Genomic DNA, 18,825 nt, shown 5'->3' with positions numbered 1-18,825 from the left:
GAGCGCAGCGCAATCCGGGGCTGGTGCAGATGGCGACGGTATTCCCGGATTTCGCTTCGCTCCATCCGGGCTACGAAAATACTCATCTCCCCCACCTATCCTGCCAGATCTTCTCCCCGATCATGCAATTGACCCGCGGCTCGCGGCCCGCGGCAGGTACCACCGGACGTTCCGGGGTGCGGCCGGCGACTTCCAAGAGCAGCTTGGTGCGGATCGCTTCCTTGAACTTGTCGCGGTCCTTGATGGTCACCACGAACGAGCCGGGGCCGCCGACGACGCAGTCCTCGTAATAAAAATCGAGATTGTCGATATCCATGGTGGAGTAAGACGGCTCCTTCACCATGATCGGCAGGCCGTTGATGACGATGCCCTTTTCCACAGCGGCATCGCGCGCGATGACGACCGGCGCGCCGTTGTTGTTCGGGCCGTCGCCGGAAATGTCGATCACCCGCCGCAGGCCGCGATGCGGGTTCTCGTCAAACAGCGGCATGGCGAAGTTGATCGCACCCGAAATCGAGGTGCGCGACGCCCGGCGGATCGGGGTCTTGATGATCTCGTTGGCGACGGCATCGGCCGTCTCGGGCCCGTCGATCACGCGCCACGGGATGATGATCTTCTGATCGGTGGAGGCCGCCCACTCGAAATAGGTGATCGCGATCCTGCCGTTCGGGCCGCTCTTCAGCGCCTGCAAAAACTCCTTGGAGACGATCGCCTGCGCATAGCCCTCCCGCTGCAGCGCCAGTTCATCCATGTCCATCGAATAGGAGACGTCGACGGCAAGGACGAGCTCGATGTCCACGGTCGGATTGGCTTCCTTGTCGGTGAGCTGACGGCCAGCGGCGTTTGCCTGATGGCCCGCCCCGTTCGTTGGGTTCGGCGCGGCAACCCCTGCCACATCGCCGACAGCGAGCACGCCGGCTACAAGCACGACCCCGATCGAGACATACCAGCGCATTGCGGCCCTCCCGTCGAACGGCAGCGATGGTGACACGCAAAATGGCCGACGCAAAGCGCTGAAATCATTTGTCCTTCACATTCGGGTTAGGATCGGCTTCGTTCACAGGAGATCTTCTTGGCCGGTTCCGTGACGCGATTGACCTATCCGGTATCCGGCTCCGAATTGAACGAATGGAGCGCTCGGCGCGACAGATGCGGTGCAGCCGGCCCGGAACGGCCGCATTGGCACGATCATGGTCACGCCGCCGAAAATTCCAGCAAATGACAGTATTCCGCCAGCGATGCGCCCGATCGTGATCTGGGCCGGGATAGTCGCAGCGCTCGTCGTGACGGTGCTGTCGCTGCCTTTGGTGTTTTCTGGTCCCGGCGAGCCGAAAGTGGCGCAGCCGGAACCGGTGCTGACGCCGGAGAATGCCGTCGAACTCTGCCAGCAGCTCTTTGACGAGCCGAAGGAGTATATCGACGACGCCGCCAAACGCCGGCGCTGGGACCTGCGGCGCGACAGCTGCAAGATGGCGTTCGAGGCCACCCCTGCGAACGCAGAACTCAAGGCCGCGTATGCGCGCAGCCTGCCTTATGAGCGCAAGGCCGAGGCGGTTGCCATGTTTCGTGAAGCGGCATCGTAGGGCAGTGCCGAGGCCTACTACCAACTCTACGAGCATCATCGATCCTGGGATCGTGGCCATCTCGACCGGGTACCGCTCGTGACGCGCGGCGAAGCCGATCGGGCCCTGCACAGGGCCGCCGAACTCGGCCATCCGCGTTCGATGCTGACCTTGGTGCGCGGTCTTGAGGACGGTGGTATCGTCAAACGCGATGGCGTCGCCGCGCGATATTGGGCAGAACGTGCCGTCGCCCATCCTGCGAACGACGCAAGCAAGGCAGGCATGCTGGTAACGCTCGGTCGTCTGCTGGCGACGTCGGACAAGCCCGACGAGCGGGCCCGCGGCCTCGACATTTTGGAAAGAACGGCACAGGCCGGCGTGTTCGGCGCCAAGCGCGAACTGGCGATCGCAATCCGCAAAGACAACCCGGTGCGCGCACGCGAGTTGCTCGAAGAAGCCCGCCGTCCCGATCCCGGCGGCGCCATCGTCCCGCTTGCCGAAATGCTGATCGCAGGCGAAGGCGGTCCGGCCCACCCCAAGCGCGCCGTGTCGTTGCTGAAGGGCGTGTCCGATAGCTGGATGGCCAAGGGAATGCTCGGACAGCTCACCCTCGAGGGCAAGCTGCTGCCGCGTGACATCCAGGAGGCGGTCAATCTGATCGACCGCGCCAGCACCTGGGATTTCGATGCCCGCACGCAGGTCATCCGGCTGCTCGCCGAAAACCCGCAAACGCGGATCAGCCATCCCGAGATAACGCTTTACGCCGCCGTGGAGGCCGCGGAACTCGACGAACCCGGCGCAATGAAAGCCCTGATCGAGCTGAAACTCTCGGCAAACGCCCAGTTTCAGGACCGGCCCGGAGCCTGTAAACTGATCGAGACGGCCGTCAGCCGCGGCGATCAGACCATGGCGCAGCGTCTGGCGGATTGCCGCGCCAACTAAGCGCTGCCGACCGTCTGAGTTCGTTCGCTTCGGGACTTAGCTGGAAATGGCAGACACCGTCGTTGCGCCAAAAACCAAGATCAAAACCAAGGTCGAACGGCCGCGCCTGCACAAGGTCATCCTGATCAATGACGACTACACGCCGCGCGAATTCGTCGTCACCGTGTTGAAAGCCGAATTCCGCATGACCGAGGACCAGGCCCACAAGGTGATGATAACAGCGCACCGCCGCGGCGTCTGCGTCGTCGCCGTGTTTACGAAGGACGTCGCCGAGACCAAGGCGACCCGCGCCACCGACGCCGGCCGCGCCAAAGGCTATCCGCTCCTGTTCACGACCGAGCCGGAGGAATAGCCGTCAACGCGTGGCTCGGATGGAGCAAAGCGAAATCCGGGGTCAGTCCCTCCGCTCACCAAAATTGCTTGTGTCGATACTCCCGTCGCCGCCCCAATCCGGTGACAAAACGCCGGCGCGGACATAGCGATGCAGCGAGGAAAACGGCCAATCGGATGGCGACCTTGCCAGTCGGTGCTTCAATCAGCGCGGATGATCTTCGATCATCCAGCGTGACTGTGAAGAAGAACGTCCCGCCGGGGGCGAAGTTGCTCCGATAGTGGACCATAGAGCCAGTCCCCGGATTTCGCTTCGCTCCATCCGGGCTACGGGGTTAACCCGCCGACGTTTCGTCAGCCAGGCCATAGACGCGCGCGGCCTTCGAAAAACCGGCGACTGGAAACTCGCCAAGATCGCTCCATCCTCCCCGGCAGATGCCGGCGAAACCTTCTGACGCCACGACCGTGCGTCTGAGTTGACTAGCGATCTTCTCCAGCCGCGCCGCCAGATTCACCGCGGGACCGATGCAGGTGAAGTCGAGCCGGTTTCCGCCGCCGATATTGCCGTAGAGAATTCGCCCCACGTGCAACGCGAGGCCGAAACGAAAACGTTCGACCGCGTCTCCGATCGGATAATTCAGGTCGGCCACGCTGGCGCGGGATTCGTGAGCGGCCTCCAGCACGTGCGAGCAGACCTGCTGCTCGTCGCCGACATATTCGTCGATCGGAAATACCGCGAGCAGCCCGTCGCCCATATATTTCAGCACGTCGCCGCCGTGCTTCTTGATCGCGGCGACCTGGCAATCGAAATAACGGTTCAGAATGTCCACGACGGCCTCGGCCGGCAGCCGGTCCGACAACGCCGTGAAGCCACGCAGATCGGAGAGCCAGATCGCGGCATTCATCGTCTCGGTGTGGCCGCGCCTGATCTGGCCGCCCATGATCCGCTCGCCGGCGCTATTGCCAACGTAGGTGTCCAAAAGGCTCGCAGCCATGCGGTTGAGGCTGAGGATCTCGACGACGCGCGCCAGCGGCCGCACCAGTCCGCGCAGCGCGTCCAATTGCTCGTCGGTGAACCCGCCCGGCTGCTTCGTGGTCCAGCTCGACGCGTTGACCGTGCCGCCAACGAAAGGAAGCGGCAGCGCGACGTAATCCGTGACGCCTTCGGCACGCAGGTCCTCGATGATCGGAAAGCGCTTGCTGGCGGGATCGTCGACGCGAGCCCGAACCTCGATGCCCTGCTGGAACACGATGATCAGCGGGCTCGAATGGAAATCTGGCGATTCCAGAATTTTGTAATCGACCGTGCCGATCTCGACCTCGGCACCCGGCTTCCAGACGAAGCTGCGCCCGTAGATCTCCGGATGCAGGGTGCGAACGAAGACGCCGACGCGCCACAGCGGCAAGCCGGCCATGACCATTCGCTCGCAGCACTCGGCCATAAATCGGCGCGGGCTTGTCGCGGTTCGCCCGCCGTCGATCAGCCAGTCCGTCAGCTTCTGCAGTTCGGAGACATTCATCACGCCGGTATTTGCCGCGCAAGTTAAGCGCGCGTCAAGGCAAGACGAACGCTTGACGTTGAGAGGCGTCCGGCGTCAGCCGACCTGCCCGCGATGGCGCAGGAAGTGATCCGCCAGCACGCAGGCCATCATCGCCTCGCCGACCGGCACCGCGCGGATACCGACGCAGGGGTCGTGGCGGCCCTTGGTCATGATGTCGGTATCGGCGCCAGCGCGATCCACCGTCTTGCGCGGCGAGAGGATCGACGAGGTCGGCTTGACCGCAAAGCGCACCACCACCGGCTGGCCGGTCGAGATGCCGCCGAGCACGCCACCGGCATGGTTGGACAAGAAGCGCGTGCCGTTATTGCCGGTCCGCATCTCGTCGGCGTTTTCCTCGCCGGACAATTCAGCCGCGCCAAAGCCTGCGCCGATCTCGACGCCTTTCACCGCATTGATGCTCATCATGGCAGCCGCCAGGTCGGCGTCCAGTTTGGCGTAGATCGGCGCGCCCCATCCTGGGGGTACGCCTTCGGCGACCACTTCGATGACCGCGCCGATCGAGGAGCCGCTCTTGCGGATGCCGTCCAGATACTGCTCGAAGAACGCGACCTTGTCCTTGTCGGGACAAAAGAACGGATTGCGCGCGATCTCGTCCCAATCCCATTTGTCGCGGTCGATCTTGTGCGGGCCCATCTGCACCAGCGCGCCGCGCACCTTCACATCAGGCAGGATCTTTCGTGCGATGGCGCCGGCGGCAACGCGGGTTGCGGTCTCGCGCGCCGACGAGCGGCCGCCGCCGCGATAATCGCGCAGGCCGTATTTGGCCTCATAGGTGAAGTCGGCATGCCCCGGGCGAAACTTGTCCTTGATCTCGGAATAGTCCTTGGAGCGCTGGTCGGTGTTCTCGATCAACAGCGCGAGCGGCGTTCCCGTCGTCACCTGCACGCCGGTTTCGGGATGCGCCATCACGCCGGACAGGATCTTTACCGTATCCGGCTCCTGGCGCTGCGTGGTGAAGCGCGATTGTCCCGGACGGCGGCGATCGAGATCATGCTGGATGTCCTCTGATGTCAGCGGGATCAGCGGCGGGCAGCCATCAACCACACAGCCGATCGCGACCCCGTGGCTTTCGCCGAAAGTCGTCACGCGGAAGAGGTGGCCGAAGGTGTTGAAGGACATCTGCTGCGTAGCTCGCCAAAGTAAGCCAATTCTGACTTGTCGTAACGCGCGCCGGCACGGCGGTCAAACCGGCAACCGTCATTTCGGGGCGATGCGAAGCATCGAACTAGGGTGCGCCCCTTGCGCACCCCAGTTCGGTCCTGCGGACCGCCCGGAATGCCCGCGTTAGTAACTTCGCCCTTAACTATACCTCCGCAAGTCCCCGTCGCGGAACACGTAGACGGCGCCCTGCTCGATCACGAGATCGGCGGCGCTGGCCGGCGTCTCCATGCCGAGCGCCACCATCAGCGCCCGCGCGGTGCCGCCATGGGCCACCGCGACGGTATCCGCGCGCAAGGAATCATACCAGTCGCGCATCCGGTCCTCCACCTCGGCATAGGTCTCGCCGCCTTCCGGCGCCATCGTCCACTTCGCGGTCAGCCGCTTGGCATACAGCACCGGGTCGGCGGCCTGCATCTCGGCCAGCGTCGAACCCTCCCAGACGCCGTAGCCGATCTCGCGCAGGCGATCATCGAGCGCGTATCCATCCGCCGGGAGCTTTAAGGCACCGCGCACCAATTCCATCGTCGCCCGCGCGCGCAAAAGCGGGCTTGCAACGAACGGCAGCGCGGACTTATCGCGGCCATCGCGCGCGAGAAGCTCGGCGAGGACCTTGCCGGCGTGGGCCGCCTGCTTGCGGCCGAGATCGTTCAGCTGAACGTCCTGCGCGCCCTGCAGCCTGCCTTCCGCATTCCACGACGTCTCGCCATGGCGGATGTAGTAGATCACCGGCGCGGGCATCGGACTATCACGCTATTCCTTAGCTACCGAATTGGAGAGCGCGATGTCGGGCGCATCGGGACGCTTCATGCCGACGACGTGATAGCCGGAATCGACGTGATGCACCTCGCCGGTGACGCCGCGCGACAGGTCCGACAACAGGTACAGCGCGCTGTCACCGATTTCCTCGATGGAAACGGTGCGGCGCAGCGGCGCGTTGTATTCGTTCCACTTCAGGATATAACGGAAGTCGCCGATGCCGGATGCGGCGAGCGTCTTGATGGGCCCCGCCGAAATGGCGTTGACGCGGATGTTCTTCTCGCCGAGGTCGGCTGCGAGATAGCGCACGCTGGCTTCGAGAGCTGCTTTGGCGACGCCCATCACGTTGTAGTGCGGCATCCACTTTTCCGCGCCGTAATAGGTCAGCGTCAGGATCGAGCCGCCTTCGGTCATCAGCTTCTCGGCGCGCTGCGTGATCGCGGTCAGCGAATAGCAGGAGATCAGCATGCTCCTGGAGAAATTGTCCTGCGTCGTCTCCAGATAGCGGCCGTCGAGCTGGTCCTTGTCGGAGAAGGCGATGGCGTGAACCACGAAGTCGATCTTGCCCCACTTTTCGCGGAGCACATCGAACACCGCATCGATCGTCGCGTCATCGGTGACGTCGCAATGGCCCAGCAGGAGGCCACCCAACTCCTTGGCCAGCGGTTCGACCCGTTTCTTTAGCGCATCGCCCTGCCAGGTGAGCGCGATTTCCGCGCCCGCGTCGTGGCATGCCTTGGCGATACCCCAGGCGATCGAGCGGTTGTTGGCGACGCCGAGGATCACCCCGCGCTTGCCGTGCATCAGACCTGATTTTTGCGACATCTGCTTTCCAATCGCGCTGCCATCCGGGCTTTCCATTCGGGGTTGGAGGTACACCAGCACTCCCGCGCGGTCGAGCCAATTCCGTCCCGGATTAACGCTGTTTCGGGTGCGGCTCAATGGCTGGAATAGACACGTCAATTGGGTGTTATGTTGGGTAAGGCGTTCGCGCCTCATGACTCCTGCAACTCTTGCTTTCGGTGCCGATGAGCGCGTTTCGTCAAAGTGTCGAAGCCATGATTCCGGCGCTCCGCCGCTATGCACGTGCACTCGCGCGCGATGCCGACATCGCCGACGACCTGGTGCAGGATACGCTGGTGCGTGCGTTGCGTTCGGAACGGCTGTTTCTCGGCGGCGACGTCAGGAGCTGGCTCTATACGATCCTTACCAATTTGAACAAGAACCGGCGGCGGTCCTTGGCGCGGCGGCCACAATTCATGCCGCTGCTCGACAACAACCCGGACGCCAGCGGCACCGAGGCGGAGGGCCGCGACATCGCGCGGGCGCTGGCGACGCTGGTGGAAGAACAGCGCTCGGTGCTGCTCCTGGTGATGCTGGAAGGGCTGAGCTACCGCGAGGTCGCCGACATCCAGGGCGTGCCGATCGGCACCGTAATGTCCCGGCTTGCCCGCGCACGCGCCCATGTCAAGGCTTCGCTCGAGGGCGAACGGACGGCACTCAGGCGGGTGAAATGACGAAGGCGCATGAAACGCGTTACGCATAGACAGAGCAGGATTAGGCAGAGACGACAATGACCGACCGCAACATCCCCGTCACCGAAGACGAGCTGCATGCTTACGTCGACAACGAGTTGCCGGCGGAACGCTGCGGCGACGTCGAGGCGTGGCTCGCCGCGCATCCCGACGATGCCGCACGGGTGCAGTCGTGGCGCGCGATGGCGGAAGCGCTGCATGCCCGGTACGATTCGGTGATCGACGAGACGGTGCCGAAGCGGCTCGAGATCGAGCGGCTGGTGCAACAGCCGCGCAAATGGGTGTACGGCGCGGTGGCGGCCACGCTGGCGGCGTTCATCGTCGGCGGCGGCACCGGCTGGTTCGCGCGCGGCGCAGCAACTGCCCCCTCGGCTTTCCAGAATCTGACGGTGCACGCGATCGAAGCGCACCGGCTTTACGTGGTCGAGGTGCGGCATCCCGTCGAGGTGCCGGGCAGCGAACGCAGTCATCTGCAGCAGTGGCTGACCAAGCGCTGCGGCTGGGTTGTCCGCGCGCCCGAGCTGACGGGGGCCGGATTGAAACTCGTCGGCGGACGACTGTTGCCGGGTTCCGCAGGCCCGGCATCCTTCATGATGTATGAGAGCGCCTCGGGCGAACGTTTCACGATCTACACCGCCAAATCCGACGCCGAGGCGACGCAGATGCGCTACGCCGCGGAAGGCAAGGAGAGTACGCTGTTCTGGGCGGATGACGGCGTCGTTTACGCGGTGGTGTCCACTGGCGTCGACCGGGGACGACTGACCCAGATCGCCCAAGCTGTCTACGATCAGATGGAAAAGAAGGGCTAACCCGCGGCCCGGGCGAAGCGCGGCGAGACTCGGGATCGCCGCGACGAGATGGAGCGTTCCCGGATTGCGCTTAGCTCCATCCGGGCTACCGGTCGCTCCATCCAGGCGATGCGCTGCGGCAAAAAAGCTACGCGCGGCAGCAAGAAAAGCGGCGGATCGGCAACACCGCGCCACTTGTCCAAATTCTGACATCGAAAATCTGGAATCAAAACACCGGCGCGTCTCATTAAAGCACCGGGTGATCACGCGAAAATGAGTAGCGTTCGATCCGCCGATCGGCGCAAGCGGCCTCGATTGGGGTTTGGTACCGCGCTGGTCCCCCTTTCGAGGCCGCCCTTTTCCCGGGAAACCCTTTGTTTCCAGGAAAGAAACGCGCTTTTTTGGGAAACTCCTGCTCGGAACCCCGCTATCTAATTCCACGCAAAATCTGCGCCGCGAACCTAGCCGAATCAGCCAAAATCGCTGCGCGGATTGTAGGGGTGGCCATCGCGCCACTTCTGCATCAATGCCTCAAGCTCGCTGTCGTTCCCGTCGGGCAAGATAATTCGGGCGCTGACGAACAGGTCCCCGGTTCCCCCGGGCTTGGGCAGGCCCTTGCCCTTGAGGCGGAAGGTGCGACCGCTCGAGGTATTTTTCGGGATCGAGAGCTCGACCGCGCTGCCGAGCGTGGGCACGCGGACCTTGCCGCCCAACACCGCCTCATAAAGCGTGATGGGCAGATCCAGGCGCAAATCGCTGCCCTCGACCTTGAAAAAAGGATGCGGGGCGATGCTGACCGTAATCAGGAGATCACCCGGCGGGTGGCCCGGTGCGGTTTCGCCCTGCCCCTTTAGCCGGATCTGCTGACCGGCGGTGACGCCTGCGGGGATCTTGACGTTAAGCTCCTTGCCGGTCGGCAGACGGACGCGTTTTTCCCCGCCCTTGACCGACTCTTCCAGCGACACCGTCATGGCGACGTTCAGATCGAGGTCGAGACCGATTCCGCCGGTGTCGAATTCAAACGTCCGGCCGCTGCCGCCGGGACGTCCGCCCCTCGCCGCGCCTCCGAACATGCTGTTGAGGATATCCTCAAAGCCCGCCCCGCCGCCCATGCCGCCGGGCCCGCCGCCGGTGCGGAAGGTGTACGATTCGAAGCCGCCGGGTCCACCAGCGCGGCCGCCGCCTGGGCCGCCGCCAAAGCCCTGAAAACGCGGCTTGCCCTCGGCATCGATCTCGCCGCGGTCGAACTGCTTGCGCTTGTCCTCGTCGCCAATAATCTCGTTGGCCGAATTGACCTCGGAAAAGCGGGCAGCCGCCTTCGGGTCGTTCTTGTTGTTGTCCGGGTGATGCTTCTTGGCGAGCTTGCGATAGGCACTCTTGATCGCCGCAGCGCTGGCGCCCCGCGGCACCCCCAAGACCTCATAGGGGTCTCGCATCCGTCACGTCTCCTTCACGGAAATTCGGTTTCTGAAGCTTAGGGCAATCTGCCCGCTTTGGCTTCATCTGGGGAGCCAGTTGCATTTTTGCAACTAGCCCATTCTGCTCGAAAGCGCCGTGAGGCGTTATCCCCTCGTCCACGGTTTGATTGTATGGATTTCCCATCGGCCATGGCCGGCCTTGCAGGCGGCGCCCTGCAGCCAGCTTTCCGAGCGGCCGTTGACGTAGCTTGCCAAAAAATCCCGGCAGGTGCGCCCATCTTCGGCGGAGTAGGCCTGGGACAGCGGCGTCACCGAGCCGCGCGCGCCGGTCTCCGGATTTTCCCAGGGCTGGCTGGAATCCCTGTCGCCCTTGGTCAGCACGTCGGAGGCGGCGGTGCGGGCAAAGGCGAGATCGCTCTCGGTCGGCACGGCCGGGTTGGTCGGCGGCTTGCCCAACGCGCCGGTGACGTCGGCAGCATCCATCCTGGCGTAGGCATCCGGGCGCGACAGGCTGCAGCCACCCGAGCCGAGACCAATCAAAATCAACGCCATCACAGCGCCCTTCGGCCCGATCGCCGATAGGCCAACGCGTCCCCATGCCCTATATAGGGCGAGCCCGCATCGGGGCTGCAACGCGCTCTGGGACGCGAGGGTACGCAACTGGGACTCCTGCCATGACGGACACGACCTCCATCAAACACCCGACACCGTTAACATCGGGTGATTTTACCGCCGCCGAGGAACCGTTTGCGCTGTTCGCCGAGTGGTTTGCGGAAGCCGTGAAGTCCGAGCCGAACGATCCCAACGCGATGGCGCTAGCAACCGTCGATTCCGACGGGCTGCCGGATGTCCGGATGGTGCTGATGAAGGGCTATGATGCAGAGGGTTTCGTATTCTACAGCCACATCGCCAGCCAGAAGGGCCGCGAACTCGCCGCAAATCCCAAGGCGGCTTTACTGTTCCACTGGAAGTCGCTGCGCCGTCAGGTGCGCATCCGCGGCAACGTGTCGCCGGTGACGGACCAGGAAGCCGACGCGTATTTCGCCACAAGGCCGAAGCAGGCGCAGATCGGTGCCTGGGCCAGCAAACAGTCGCAGCCGCTGGAGAGCCGCTTCGCCTTCGAGCAGGCGATCGCCAAGGTCGCAGCCAAATACGTGATCGGCGAAGTGCCGCGGCCGCCGGGGTGGAGCGGCTGGCGCATTCAACCGTCCCGCTTTGAGTTCTGGCACGACCGCCCGTTCCGCCTGCACGATCGCATCGAATTCCGCCGCGATGCGCCGTCACAAGCCTGGAACAAGGTGCGGCTCTATCCCTAAACTCAGAGCGTCATGGCCGGGCCAAACCGCGAAGCGAGTCTCCGTGTAGGATGTCCCGGCCATCCACGTCCCACGCTGTGACCAAGCACGACGTGAATGCCCGGGACAAGCCCGGGCATGACGGAGAACGAGAGAACCTAGATGCCCGCTTCATCCAACGCGCCGCGGCGCACGCTGCTTCTGACCGGTGCCAGCCGCGGCATCGGCCACGCCACCGCGATCCGGTTTTCCTCGGCCGGCTGGCGCGTCATTACCTGTTCGCGGCATGCCTTCCCGGAAGTCTGCCCGTGGGGCGCAGGCCCGGAGGATCACATCGAGGTCGACCTCGGCAGCCACGACGACACCGTGCGCGCGATTTCCGAGATTCGCAGGCGGCTGGAGAATGACGAGCTGCACGCGCTGGTCAATAACGCGGCGATCTCGCCGAAGGCGCCGGACGGCGGTCGGCTCGGTACCATGGACACCGACGTCGAGACCTGGAGCCACGTCTTTCACGTCAACTTCTTCGCACCGATCATGATCGCGCGCGGACTGATCGAGGAATTGAAACACGCCAGGGGCGCCGTGGTGAACGTCACCTCGATCGCGGGCTCGCGCGTGCACCCGTTCGCGGGCGCGGCCTATGCGACGTCAAAGGCGGCGCTTGCCTCGCTGACGCGCGAGATGGCGTTCGATTTCGGCCGTGTCGGCGTCCGCGTCAATGCGATCGCGCCCGGCGAGATCGACACCTCGATCCTGTCGCCGGGTACCGAGAAGATCGTCGAGCAACAGATTCCGATGCATCGCCTCGGCACGCCGGACGAGGTGGCCAAAATCATTTATGTGCTGTGCACGGAAACCAGTTCCTACGTGAACGGCGCCGAGATCCACATCAACGGCGGCCAGCACGTTTAGTGTTGAGCGCCGCCATCGAAGCCATCGAAGCCGTCAGACCCTCATGGTGAGGAGGCGCGTTAGCGCCGTCTTCGGACGATGCTCCACATCGCCGAGCGAACGACGAGGCCCGTGGCCCATCCTTCGAGACGCGCGCAAAGGCGCGCTCCTCAGGATGAGGTCGGTCATTGCGGAGACAACGTTCACTCCGCGTAAAATTTCCGCTGCGCCGTGCGTAGCGCAGTCACCGCAGCGACGTTGAACGTGCTCGAACACTCGTCCTCGTTCTCGCCGTCCGCCAGCACAGCACCGCAGTGCCGGCAAAGCCGCGTCGAGAACGCCGGCGCCTTGCCAACGACGCGGCCCTGCTGATAGCGCGCAAGATCGATGACGTTGCGTGGCGACATTATGAGTTTCTCAACCATGGGATCCTCGCGGCGTGAGAGATGCGTTATCGCAGACAAGTTTCGACCATTCGTTCAGTCCACTGCTCAAATTTTAGCGGTGAGATTGAGCCGATCTTTCGCACGTCCAGAAACCGCGGGGAACCGCCGCCCTACAGCCACTTCTTCCACTTGAAGAGGAAGTAGGGCAGCACGGCTGCCATGAGCATCATGATAAGCGCCATCGGGTAGCCGTGCGGCCATTCGAGTTCCGGCATCATCTTGAAGTTCATGCCGTAGATCGAGGCGATCAGCGTCGGAGGCATCAGCACGACGGCCATCACCGAGAACAGCTTGATGATGTTGTTCTGCTCGAGATTGACGACGCCGAGCATGGCGTCGAGCGTAAACGTGATCTTGTTGGACAGATAGGAGGCGTGGTCGGTCAGGGAACCGACGTCGCGCTGCATGGTCTTGAGCTGTTCGCGCATGTCCTTGGACCATTTGACGCCTTCCATCACCGCCGACAGGAAGGTGACGACGCGGCCGATCGAGACCAGGCTTTCGCGGATCTTGGAGACCAGATCCCCCTTGCGCCCGATTGCGATCAATATCTGCGAGTATCGCTTGGCCTGGCCGTGGCGCTCGCTTTCGGGCTCGAAGATATCATGCGAGACCTGATCGACCTCGGCGCCGGCGCGCTCCAGAATGTCGGCGCAGCGGTCGATTACCGCGTCGAGCAGTTCCATCAGCACCATTTCGCCTGATATCCCCGGCAGGCATGAACGCGCCAGCTTGTGCTCAACGAGAGCAAACGGCTTCGGCTCGTCGTACCGCACTGTCACCAAACGGTGACCGGCGAGGATGAAGGTGACGGCCGTGGTCCTCGGCATATCGGTGTCGGATTGGCACATCAGCGTAGCGGTCATGTAGCGGGCGCCGTTCTCGATATAGAGCCGGCTGGAAATCTCGATCTCCTGCATGTCTTCCCGGGTCGGCACCGCGATCCCAGCCAGCCGCTCCACCGCGCGGTCCTCCTGCATCGTCGGGTTCAACAGGTCGATCCAGACCGCATTGTCCGGCAATGCCGCCGGGTCCGCGGCCGGGAGCTTCTTCAGGGAGGATTCGGAGGGAACAAACACCGAAAACATGGGCAACTCCGGAACGGGCAGAAATCCACCCAGGGGTACTAAACCCGATTCTGGCAAGCGCTTCATGACCCGCGCATTAATCGGCGGTCCATATTTATGGCAGCGGGACGGCGCCAGTGCGGCTTCAATTCGGCCTCGACACACCCCCTGCCCGCCAATCAACCGGAACTCGCAAAATTTGCGGCACAAAAGCCACAGCTGGCCTTCCGCAGCGCCGAAGGGGCGTGCAAATGCTGGCATATCAGCCGGCTTTTGCGGATAATGGGATTAATGGAATCGTCGCGTTTGAGGCGCAAGATTGCGGCTTGCGAACGCCGGACTTTCGATTGGAAGTGTGCCATGTCGTCGCTGAAAGTTATCTTGGGGCTGCTCGCCGCCGGCCTTGCGTTATCCGGCTGCATGCCGGCAACCACCTATCAGGCCGCCCCTGAAGCCACCCTCAAGCCGAACGACAAGGCGCAGCTCGCCAAAGCACGCTACGCCGCCGTTCCGCCGGCGGAACCGTTCCGCCGTGCCATCGTCGATTATCACCGGAAGGAACTGCCCGGTACCATCGTCGTCGATTCCGACAACCATTACCTCTATCTGGTCCAGGACGGTGGTAAGGCGATCCGCTATGGCGTCACCGTCGGCGAGGAAGCGCTCGCATTCTCCGGCATCGCGCGCGTCGGCAACATGGCCGAATGGCCGAAATGGACGCCGACTGCCGACATTCACAAGCGGATAGAAGGCCTACCTGCCTCGGTGCCCGGCGGCGTGGACAATCCGCTCGGCGCCCGCGCGCTTTATTTGTACCAGGGCAACCGCGACACGCTGTTCCGCATCCACGGCACCAACCAGCCGGAATATATCGGCGCCTCGATCTCCTCGGGCTGCATTCGGATGACCAACGAGGACGTCATCGACCTCTACAGCCGGGTAAAGACGGGCACGGTGGTCGTCGTGCTCGAGCCCAAGCAGGGCGACTCGCCGTTCAATTCCAAGATGGCGCTGCAAGGCGGGGGCAACAGCGGCCCGATGGCGCAATAGCCGGCATCGGCCAGACCGTAATTGAAGATCAAGAGCGCCGGTTTTTCCGGCGCTTTTTTGTTGCGGACTTCTCCTCGCGCGGCGGCTCGGCCTTATCCGGTTTCGCGGCATTCGATTCTTCAGCATCCGGCTTGGCAGCATCGGGTTTCGCGTCAGACTTGTTCGCATCAGACTTGTTCGCGTCAGACTTGGCGTCGTCGGGCTTGGCGGCGACCTCGCGCGGCGGCGCCTCCCCGGGCCGTTCGGCCGGTAATAGCGGCGCTGTCTGCGGCAGCGGATCCCACACATCCCACTGACAGATCCGGTAATTGTTGCGCCGTTCCATCAGGTCGAGATGGATATGATCCTCGTGGTACCAGTCCGAGCCCGGACCCAGCACCGTCGAGAACCGCGCGCAGACGGAATGCAGCACGGTCTCGCGCAATTCCCGCGGCACGGTGCGATCGGTCAGCGAAATCGTGCGGCCATTAGCGAGGTTGAAGGCGCGAACGTCGAGCGCGTTGGCGCGGCCATGTTCGGAGAGCTGCGCGCCGACGATGCGGTTGCGGCCGCGGCATTGGAACGAATCGAAATTGTCGAGATCGGAGACGGTGGTGCCGAGGCGCTCCGCCAGCGGCGCGATGTCGTTGCGGATCCAGTCGGCGATCGCGGACGCCATGGTACAACGCAGGATCGCCGCCGGCTTCACCGAAACCTGCCGCTTGTCCGGCAGCACGATCGCCTCCAGCCGCACCAGATCCTCGCCCCCGCAGCCGCCGGCCCCGCGAATATTGGGAATCGAGGGCGCAATCGCGATGGCCTCGGTGAGCGCCAGCCGGCAGGCGGATGGTTGTGGGGTGGGCTGCGGTGCGGGCTCAGCCTGCTCACTGGGCTTGCCGTTCGGGGGAGACGCCTGTTGCTCCTTGTCCGGCTTGTCGCGCCCGGCTGACGGAGCATCGGCCGGGCGTGGCTTCGGCAGCGGCACAGCCGTCCGGCGTGCCGTCGCCCGCGGCCTTGGAGAAGCATCCCTGAACAGGTCTGCCCACGGCGCCGAGCGAGACGTTTTCGCCGCGATGGCCGGCCCGGTCGGCATGCCAAGCAGGAGCGCCACTGCGGCAGCGGTAACCATTGCCGGTTCGATGCGGCCAATGGCGCCAGTAGCCCATTTTCGGCTTGCTTTCCGCACGGTAAAGTTCATGTCAATTCCATGAACCCACCCGCCGATCCAGTCGGCGGATCGTGCGGCAACAAACAAACCATCGGAGGAAAGTGCGTATGCTCGGATTGATGCAAGATTGGCCTTTGCTTTGCCATCGGATTATCGAACACGCGGCGAAGTATCACGGCACGCAAGAAGTCGTCACGCGATCGATCGAAGGTCCCATTCATCGCACCAATTACGCCGAAATTCATGCACGCGCGCTGAAAGTATCGCAACGGCTCGACCGCGACGGCATCAAGCTCGGTGACCGCGTCGCTACCATTGCCTGGAATACCTGGCGCCATCTCGAATGCTGGTACGGCATCATGGGAATCGGCGCGATCTGCCACACCGTCAATCCGCGGCTGTTCCCCGACCAAATCGCCTGGATCATCAACCATGCGCAGGACCGCATGGTGATGACCGATATCACCTTCGTGCCGATCCTGGAAAAGATCGCGGCCAACCTGCCGAGCGTCGAGCGCTATATCGTGCTGACCGACAAGGCGCATATGCCGCAGACGACGCTGAAGAACGCGGTCGCCTATGAGGATTGGATCGCGGAAGTGGACGGCAAGTTCAAATGGAAGGACTTTGACGAGAATACCGCGGCCGCGATGTGCTACACCTCGGGCACCACGGGCGATCCCAAAGGCGTGTTGTATTCGCATCGCTCCAACGTGCTGCACGGGCTGATGGCCAACAATGTCGACGCTCTCGGCACCAGCGCCGCCGAGACAATGCTGCCGGTGGTGCCGTTGTTCCATGCCAATAGCTGGGGCATCGCGTTCTCCGCGCCCTCGATGGGCACCAAGCTCGTGATGCCCGGCGCCAAGCTCGATGGTGCTTCGGTCTATGAACTTCTCGACACCGAGAAGGTCACGCACACCGCCGGCGTGCCGACGGTGTGGCTGATGCTGCTGAACCACATGTCGGCCAACAATCTGAAACTACCCCACCTGAAGAGCGTGGTGTGCGGCGGCTCGGCGATGCCGCGATCGATGATCAAGTCGTTCGTCGATATGGGCGTGCGCGTACGCCACGCCTGGGGCATGACCGAGATGAGCCCGATCGGCACCGTGGCCGCGCTGAAGCCGCCGTTTGCCGAACTCACCGGCGAGGAGCGCCTCGACATCCTGCAGACCCAGGGCTACCCGCCGTTTGGCGTCGAGATGAAGATCACCGACGATGCGGGCAAGGAACTGCCGTGGGACGGCAAGACCTTCGGCCGCCTCAAGGTGAGCGGGCCCGCGGTCGCCAAGGCCTATTTCAAGGTCGATAGCGACATCCTCGACGACGAAGGCTATTTCGACACCGGCGACGTCGCCACCATCGACCAGCACGGCTACATGCGGATCACCGACCGCTCCAAGGACGTCATCAAGTCCGGCGGCGAATGGATCTCGTCGATCGACCTCGAAAACCTCGCGGTCGGCCATCCGGCGGTCGCGGAGGCAGCCGTGATCGGCGTCTACCATCCCAAATGGGATGAACGTCCGCTGCTGATCGTCCAACTCAAGGCCGGCCAGCAGGCGAGCCGCGAGGACATCCTGAAATTCATGGATGGCAAGATCGCGAAATGGTGGATGCCCGATGACGTCGTCTTCGTCGACGGCATCCCGCACACCGCGACCGGCAAGATCCTGAAGACCGCCCTGCGCGAGCAGTTCAAAAGCTACCGCTTCCCGAACGCAGCGGCGTGACGCGAAGCCCGCGCTCGATTCAAAAAGGCCGCCTTCCGGCAAAGCGGGAGGCGGCCTTTTCCTGAAAAGTCTTGCTCAAGCGGCGCGTGCAACACGCCGGTTCAAGATCAGCGCGAGAGCGCCAGCGCGTCGAGCTGTCGCTGCGCGTCGGGTTCGCCCCATTCCTTTGCCCGCTGATACCAGGTGCGGGCCTGCGCGACGTCCGCCAGCGGGCCATCGGCGCCCATTTGCCTGAGCCGCGCCGGATCGTAGGTGGTGCCGACGAGCAGCGCCGCGCGCGCATCCCGCGCTTCCGCTCCGCGCATCAGCAACAACCGCGCCGACTGCACGTCGCCGGCGGCGAGCAGGTCCTGTCCGCGTTTGATCAGGGCAGCGATTTCCTTCGGATCGAGGCTGCGTACGACCTCCGCCTGCCGCGGCGCGGCTGGCACCGGCACGGCTGCGGCCACGGCTACCGGCGGCGGCGGTGCGGCGACCGGCGCTGCAGCCACCGGGGCTGGCGCGGCAACCAGCGGCGGAGCGGCAGTCGGCACAGGCGTCCAAGTCAGCCGCGTGGAGGTGCCGGTAAGCGCCACGCCATTACCGTCACGCAGTTCCGCCGTCACCAGCATCTGGCCGGTGAAGCCGTCCGGCGGAATGACCGAAACGCCTGAAATCTCCGTTGCCGGCACGCGCCACTCGCTCGGACCGACACGCTTGCCAGACGTCAGCCGTGCGCCGGCAGTCAGTCCATTGATGGATACGAACGCGTCAGGCGGCGGAGCGCCGACATGAATTCCGAGCGGCACAGGATCGTTGGCAAACCCGGTGCCGTCCTGCACGGCCAAGGTCGCCGTACGCCTCGCCGGTTGCGGCTGCGGCACCGGAAGGACCGATGATTTCACCGATTGCCAGGCAGCCGAAAGCGACGCGTTATCCTGGTTTCCGGGGCGCTGCGACGACGGAATGGCCATGACGAGGAGCATCGCGATGCTCGCCGCAATCGCCACCGCGATCGAGAAACGGATGACCTGCTGAAGCAGCGCACGGCGTCCCGACAGGTCGCGGAGCACGGATGGCGCTTCGACGGGCGCGGTCTCCCGCGCCTCCTGCATGGCTTGGGCCACGGCTTTGGTGAACATTTCGGAATCCTGGCG

The 18,825-nt window shown here is 63.8% G+C and carries 20 protein-coding genes; 9 read left to right on the top strand and 11 right to left on the bottom strand.

Translation table 11 applies throughout. The features are described 5' to 3' along the window. Window positions 1-82 precede the first annotated feature (82 nt). Window positions 83-955 carry a DUF1194 domain-containing protein gene (locus HCN58_RS01930; protein ID WP_171577681.1) on the bottom strand — a complete coding sequence of 291 codons (873 nt, stop codon included), beginning with the start codon at window positions 953-955 and terminating at the stop codon, window positions 83-85. Window positions 956-1,190: 235 nt separating this feature from the next. Here HCN58_RS01930 and HCN58_RS01925 point away from each other — a divergent pair, with 235 nt between their 5' ends. From HCN58_RS01925 to clpS, 3 genes are all read left to right on the top strand, one after another. Then, the gene (locus HCN58_RS01925) at window positions 1,191-1,583 is read left to right on the top strand and encodes a hypothetical protein (protein WP_171577680.1); all 393 of its coding nucleotides are present in this window, start codon (window positions 1,191-1,193) and stop codon (window positions 1,581-1,583) included. A gap of 78 nt (window positions 1,584-1,661) precedes the next feature. Then, complete coding sequence (locus tag HCN58_RS01920; protein WP_171577679.1) at window positions 1,662-2,504, top strand: SEL1-like repeat protein; 843 nt, start codon at window positions 1,662-1,664, stop codon at window positions 2,502-2,504. A gap of 46 nt (window positions 2,505-2,550) precedes the next feature. Then, entirely contained in the window at window positions 2,551-2,856 is a 306-nt protein-coding gene (clpS, locus tag HCN58_RS01915) for an ATP-dependent Clp protease adapter ClpS (protein WP_171577678.1), read from the top strand. A gap of 313 nt (window positions 2,857-3,169) precedes the next feature. Here the strand turns inward: clpS and HCN58_RS01910 are convergent, their stop codons facing one another. The 4 genes from HCN58_RS01910 to fabI all read right to left on the bottom strand — a co-directional run bounded on the left by HCN58_RS01910 (window position 3,170) and on the right by fabI (window position 7,138). Continuing rightward, window positions 3,170-4,354, bottom strand: a complete 1,185-nt coding sequence (locus HCN58_RS01910; RefSeq protein WP_171577677.1) for an adenylate/guanylate cyclase domain-containing protein — start codon at window positions 4,352-4,354, stop codon at window positions 3,170-3,172. 75 nt (window positions 4,355-4,429) lie between these two features. Then, window positions 4,430-5,515: a chorismate synthase gene (aroC, locus tag HCN58_RS01905; protein ID WP_171577676.1), complete on the bottom strand. Its 1,086-nt coding sequence runs from the start codon at window positions 5,513-5,515 to the stop codon at window positions 4,430-4,432. A gap of 180 nt (window positions 5,516-5,695) precedes the next feature. Beyond that, window positions 5,696-6,295 (bottom strand): histidine phosphatase family protein, encoded by a 600-nt coding sequence (locus HCN58_RS01900; RefSeq protein WP_171577675.1) that lies wholly within the window; start codon window positions 6,293-6,295, stop codon window positions 5,696-5,698. Between the two features lie 12 nt (window positions 6,296-6,307). Then, the gene (fabI, locus tag HCN58_RS01895; RefSeq protein ID WP_171577674.1) at window positions 6,308-7,138 is read right to left on the bottom strand and encodes an enoyl-ACP reductase FabI; all 831 of its coding nucleotides are present in this window, start codon (window positions 7,136-7,138) and stop codon (window positions 6,308-6,310) included. A 203-nt stretch (window positions 7,139-7,341) separates the two neighbouring features. Here fabI and HCN58_RS01890 point away from each other — a divergent pair, with 203 nt between their 5' ends. Next, window positions 7,342-7,830, top strand: coding sequence for an RNA polymerase sigma factor (locus HCN58_RS01890; RefSeq protein WP_171577673.1), 489 nt, complete (start codon window positions 7,342-7,344; stop codon window positions 7,828-7,830). A gap of 56 nt (window positions 7,831-7,886) precedes the next feature. Next, a complete protein-coding gene (locus tag HCN58_RS01885; protein ID WP_171577672.1) occupies window positions 7,887-8,657 on the top strand; it encodes an anti-sigma factor family protein in 771 nt (256 codons plus the stop codon). 449 nt (window positions 8,658-9,106) lie between these two features. Here the strand turns inward: HCN58_RS01885 and HCN58_RS01880 are convergent, their stop codons facing one another. Together HCN58_RS01880 and HCN58_RS01875 are read right to left on the bottom strand one after the other, a co-directional pair. Next, on the bottom strand, window positions 9,107-10,072 hold the full coding sequence (locus tag HCN58_RS01880; RefSeq protein WP_171577671.1) for a DnaJ C-terminal domain-containing protein: 966 nt from the start codon (window positions 10,070-10,072) through the stop codon (window positions 9,107-9,109). A 126-nt stretch (window positions 10,073-10,198) separates the two neighbouring features. Beyond that, window positions 10,199-10,606 (bottom strand): RT0821/Lpp0805 family surface protein, encoded by a 408-nt coding sequence (locus HCN58_RS01875; RefSeq protein WP_171577670.1) that lies wholly within the window; start codon window positions 10,604-10,606, stop codon window positions 10,199-10,201. Window positions 10,607-10,728: 122 nt separating this feature from the next. Between HCN58_RS01875 and pdxH the strand changes: the two genes are divergently transcribed. Further along, window positions 10,729-11,370 (top strand): pyridoxamine 5'-phosphate oxidase, encoded by a 642-nt coding sequence (gene pdxH / locus HCN58_RS01870; protein WP_171577669.1) that lies wholly within the window; start codon window positions 10,729-10,731, stop codon window positions 11,368-11,370. Window positions 11,371-11,511: 141 nt separating this feature from the next. Then, the gene (locus tag HCN58_RS01865) at window positions 11,512-12,264 is read left to right on the top strand and encodes an SDR family NAD(P)-dependent oxidoreductase (protein WP_171577668.1); all 753 of its coding nucleotides are present in this window, start codon (window positions 11,512-11,514) and stop codon (window positions 12,262-12,264) included. A gap of 182 nt (window positions 12,265-12,446) precedes the next feature. On the opposite strand, the gene HCN58_RS01860 is transcribed toward HCN58_RS01865, so the two are convergent. Both HCN58_RS01860 and HCN58_RS01855 read right to left on the bottom strand, forming a co-directional pair. Then, entirely contained in the window at window positions 12,447-12,668 is a 222-nt protein-coding gene (locus tag HCN58_RS01860) for a hypothetical protein (RefSeq protein ID WP_171577667.1), read from the bottom strand. A 131-nt stretch (window positions 12,669-12,799) separates the two neighbouring features. After that, a complete protein-coding gene (locus tag HCN58_RS01855) occupies window positions 12,800-13,777 on the bottom strand; it encodes a magnesium transporter CorA family protein (RefSeq protein ID WP_171577666.1) in 978 nt (325 codons plus the stop codon). Between the two features lie 339 nt (window positions 13,778-14,116). Here HCN58_RS01855 and HCN58_RS01850 point away from each other — a divergent pair, with 339 nt between their 5' ends. Further along, on the top strand, window positions 14,117-14,806 hold the full coding sequence (locus HCN58_RS01850; protein WP_171577665.1) for a L,D-transpeptidase: 690 nt from the start codon (window positions 14,117-14,119) through the stop codon (window positions 14,804-14,806). A 28-nt stretch (window positions 14,807-14,834) separates the two neighbouring features. Here the strand turns inward: HCN58_RS01850 and HCN58_RS01845 are convergent, their stop codons facing one another. Beyond that, complete coding sequence (locus HCN58_RS01845) at window positions 14,835-15,983, bottom strand: extensin family protein (protein ID WP_171577664.1); 1,149 nt, start codon at window positions 15,981-15,983, stop codon at window positions 14,835-14,837. Between the two features lie 77 nt (window positions 15,984-16,060). Between HCN58_RS01845 and HCN58_RS01840 the strand changes: the two genes are divergently transcribed. After that, window positions 16,061-17,689: a fatty-acid--CoA ligase gene (locus tag HCN58_RS01840; protein WP_171577663.1), complete on the top strand. Its 1,629-nt coding sequence runs from the start codon at window positions 16,061-16,063 to the stop codon at window positions 17,687-17,689. 107 nt (window positions 17,690-17,796) lie between these two features. Here HCN58_RS01840 and HCN58_RS01835 read toward each other — a convergent pair whose 3' ends face one another. After that, a complete protein-coding gene (locus tag HCN58_RS01835; RefSeq protein ID WP_210265827.1) occupies window positions 17,797-18,810 on the bottom strand; it encodes an SEL1-like repeat protein in 1,014 nt (337 codons plus the stop codon). Window positions 18,811-18,825 lie beyond the last annotated feature (15 nt).

Origin of the sequence: Bradyrhizobium australiense (assembly GCF_013114825.1) — a bacterium.
Taxonomy (GTDB): domain Bacteria; phylum Pseudomonadota; class Alphaproteobacteria; order Rhizobiales; family Xanthobacteraceae; genus Bradyrhizobium; species Bradyrhizobium australiense.
The sequence above is the reverse complement of the archived record's forward strand: the minus strand, read 5'-3'. Positions and strand labels throughout refer to the sequence as shown.